Here is a 3001-nt window from a genome sequence, read left to right as displayed (position 1 = left end):
GACGAGGTTCTTATCTGTGGCCGTCACCGACAGCCGGTCATCCCACCCGATAGACTTGCTCACCAGAAAGGTGCACCCGCTTCTACAAAGGACATGGCGTAGACAACCACATCCTTGCAGGTCGGGTGCACCTTTCCTTGATCACCCTCGATACCCGCTATCTACTCTGAATAGCGGAGGTCAAGCACCTGATTAGCCTCACCGGTGACCTGCGCGAGCGGGGCGTGGACCTGAAGGTCATCCAGCAGGACATCGACACCTCCACCTCCACCGGCCGACTCATGCTCCACCTGCTCGGCGCATTCGACGAGTTCAACCGGGAATTGATCGTGGAAGGAACTCGGGAGGGTCTGGCCGCCACCACCAACCGCTGCCGCAACGGCGGGCGCCCGCACAAGCTGTCCATGCGCCAGATCAAGCAGGTCTACCAGATGCTCGACGAACGCGGCCCCGACGACCGTCCGGTCTGGAACGTCACCGGCATCGCCCGGCACTTCGCGGTGTCCCGCCCGATCATCTACAAACTCATCGACGACCGCGCCGAACTGGCCGCCCACCTCACCGGCCGATAGCCGCACAGCGGAAAGGTAGCGTGACCACCATGAACCTCGACGAGCTCGCTCAGCGGGTCGCCACGCTGGAGGCGGAGGTCGGCGTGCTGCGGCAGGAGGCGGCCGCGGCACGCGCGTTGGCGTCCGGCGCCGATCGCGACGTCGCCGACTACCGGGCCGAGTTGCGCGGGCACACCCGCACGCTGGGCGCGCTGCTGCGGGAGACCCAGCTCGAACAGGGACAGGCGATCACCGGGCTCGGCGAGAAGGTCGATCAGCTGACCGCGACGGTCGGGCACCTCCGCGATCAGCACGGCGCCCACCTGACCGAGATCGTGGGACTGCTCAACCGGCTGATCGACCGCGACGGCCAGCAGGAGTAGCCTCAGCCGACATATAGCGCAGCCCGCCGGCTTCCCCGTGGCCGGTGGGCTGCGCTATGTCCGGGGCCGGTCGCGCGCCTCGACGCCCCCGGCCGGGGTACATGCCACCAGCCCCAAAGTCACCTACCGGTAGCTCGGTGTGGGGGATGTCAGCAGGTCGATAGGGTGTCGGCCGTGGCCAGTAACGTACGCGACGTCCCGGCCGGCGACCTGACCACCGAGCAGGTCACCCTGCTGGTGCGGCAGCTCACGGCGATGCACGCCGAACTGTCCGAGGTCCTGGCCATGATGGAGTCCTGCAACGACAGGCCGATCATCTGGTCGTAGGCGGCCAGGGCCAGCGCGTGGACCCTCTGGCCGATCCCGGCCGCGGCCCAGTCCTTGACCCGGCGGCGGATAGTGCGGTCCGAGCACCGGGTGGTGGCGATGCGTTCGTAGCCAGAGCCGTGCACAAGCGCGTCGATGACGTGCTCGAACACAACGAGGTCGGGGATACGGCGGCGGTGGCAGCCCAGCGGATGGGCCGGGTCAAACTCCGGTCGCTGGGGAAGTAGCGCGGCGAACTCGACCCAGACGGGGTTCAACAGCGATGATGGCAGCGCAGGCACGGGACTCCTGTCGATCACTGAGCGTAGAGAACTCCATGATCGACGGATCGTGCCTGCTTGCTACCCCCGAGCCACCGTCTGTCCAAATCGTTGCCTACTGCCGGTCGCTCTTAGCCAACAGAGTCCTTGCGAACGCCCTGGTACAGGCCCCCGCAGGTGCGGGGGCTTGGCGTTCGGCCTCCCCTACTACTGTGCTCGTCCACTGGACGGTTTCTGTTCCGGCCCGGGCAACCAGAAAGCCGGCGCGGAGGTTGAGTTCGATGCGCCGGAAGTGGAGGGCGGATTCGATGTTTGAGGCGAGCGCAATTCGGCCGCAACCCGTAGGGTCTTGCTTATGTCCGAGGCCCCCATGCCCCACGGACGTGCGGGCCACCGGAGCTCCGGGACGTTCTGGTCAATGTATTTCCGGGTGTCAGGTTGAAGCCGATCAAAAACAGCTGACTCCTGGCTGCCTCATATACCTCTTGAACATCGGGTATCCCGATCCGCCTTGCAAACAGCGGCAGCTGCTCGACCCCTTTCCAGTTCAGCTTTTTGTGTGAAGCGCAGTAGCTTTCAAGAAATATGGCCCACGTTTCAATCGTCATCGGCATGGGTGCATCTACCTCAATCTACTCAATTCCAAGTTCCCTGAACCACAATCCGGTGCCACCGACATGGCACTTGTCGACGCAAGCGGCGCTTTTGCGCGCATGCAACACCACAGATCTACCGTTCGGCATCCTCCCGGACGGTTCGAGAACACCTTCGTCGCACACAACGGTAGAGCTCCCGACGAACGTTCATGCTTGTGACGCCTGCCACTCCACTCAGGGCCCCGGAGTAGTCCGCGAATGTCCTGTTTGATCTGATCTTGTTCTGGGGTCGTGCCCGGATGAAGAGCGAGCACGTCACCTGTTGCCGCCCAGCCAACTGGGAGCGCAAGGCACGATGCGAGCACGACAGCGGCGGCCACTGCGGCGCGGAGTTTCCACGAGCGTGAGGCAAGGGGCTGCGTGATCATGGCAACGGAGACTACCTACGGGATCATGGTCGCGGGAGATCCGTCGTGCCGCATTTGTGTCGTCAGGCGTAGGCAACGTGGCACATCCGCGCAGGTCAGACAGCCCAAGGGTGTTTGTGGGCTGCCACGAGCTTTCCGGACAGGGGATCTACTAACGACTTGGTGCGCGATTGATGCCGGACCCGAGTCGCTGATCGAGGCGCTGCGCGACACCCCGAAGCTTCCGGTCGGCGGGCAGTGGGCCACGTTCCTGCGGAACCACGACGAGATCGACCTGTCCCGGTTGACGACCGAACAGCCAGGGCATTCGCAAGGTCGAGCTTTGACCGTTGGCATAGCCCAGATGATCCCGCAGTTCGGCCCGCAGCCCCCGCTCCAGGACCGCCTTCACCAACTCCGACAGGAACCCACCCGGCCCGGTCAACCGCAGCCCATCGCCCTTGACCTGCGCCAAGA

General features: G+C 64.5%; 3 protein-coding genes and 2 pseudogenes. 3 read left to right on the top strand and 2 right to left on the bottom strand.

Annotated elements, in window-relative coordinates; genetic code table 11:
- Window positions 1-170 precede the first annotated feature (170 nt).
- The 3 genes from F8271_RS30715 to F8271_RS32740 all read left to right on the top strand — a co-directional run bounded on the left by F8271_RS30715 (window position 171) and on the right by F8271_RS32740 (window position 1261).
- Window positions 171-572 carry a recombinase family protein gene (locus F8271_RS30715; protein ID WP_151493288.1) on the top strand — a complete coding sequence of 134 codons (402 nt, stop codon included), beginning with the start codon at window positions 171-173 and terminating at the stop codon, window positions 570-572.
- A 29-nt stretch (window positions 573-601) separates the two neighbouring features.
- Window positions 602-934, top strand: a complete 333-nt coding sequence (locus tag F8271_RS30710; protein WP_151493287.1) for a hypothetical protein — start codon at window positions 602-604, stop codon at window positions 932-934.
- Window positions 935-1108: 174 nt separating this feature from the next.
- Window positions 1109-1261, top strand: a complete 153-nt coding sequence (locus F8271_RS32740) for a hypothetical protein (protein WP_192580536.1) — start codon at window positions 1109-1111, stop codon at window positions 1259-1261.
- Here F8271_RS32740 and F8271_RS30705 read toward each other — a convergent pair.
- A pseudogene (locus F8271_RS30705) lies at window positions 1228-1542 on the bottom strand (IS5/IS1182 family transposase); the annotation flags it as partial. The gene F8271_RS32740 and the pseudogene F8271_RS30705 overlap by 34 nt on opposite strands.
- A gap of 1154 nt (window positions 1543-2696) precedes the next feature.
- Window positions 2697-3001, bottom strand: a pseudogene (locus tag F8271_RS30700) (hypothetical protein); the annotation flags it as partial.

The organism is Micromonospora sp. ALFpr18c (assembly GCF_008868155.1).
In the GTDB taxonomy this organism is placed as follows: Bacteria; Actinomycetota; Actinomycetes; order Mycobacteriales; family Micromonosporaceae; genus Micromonospora.
This window is presented reverse-complemented; position numbering and strand designations above follow the sequence as displayed.

Excerpts from the sequence above, each read along its gene's own strand:
- F8271_RS30710 (WP_151493287.1), top strand. The coding sequence starts at position 602 with ATGAACCTCGACGAGCTCGCTCAGCGGGTCGCCACGCTGGAGGCGGAG.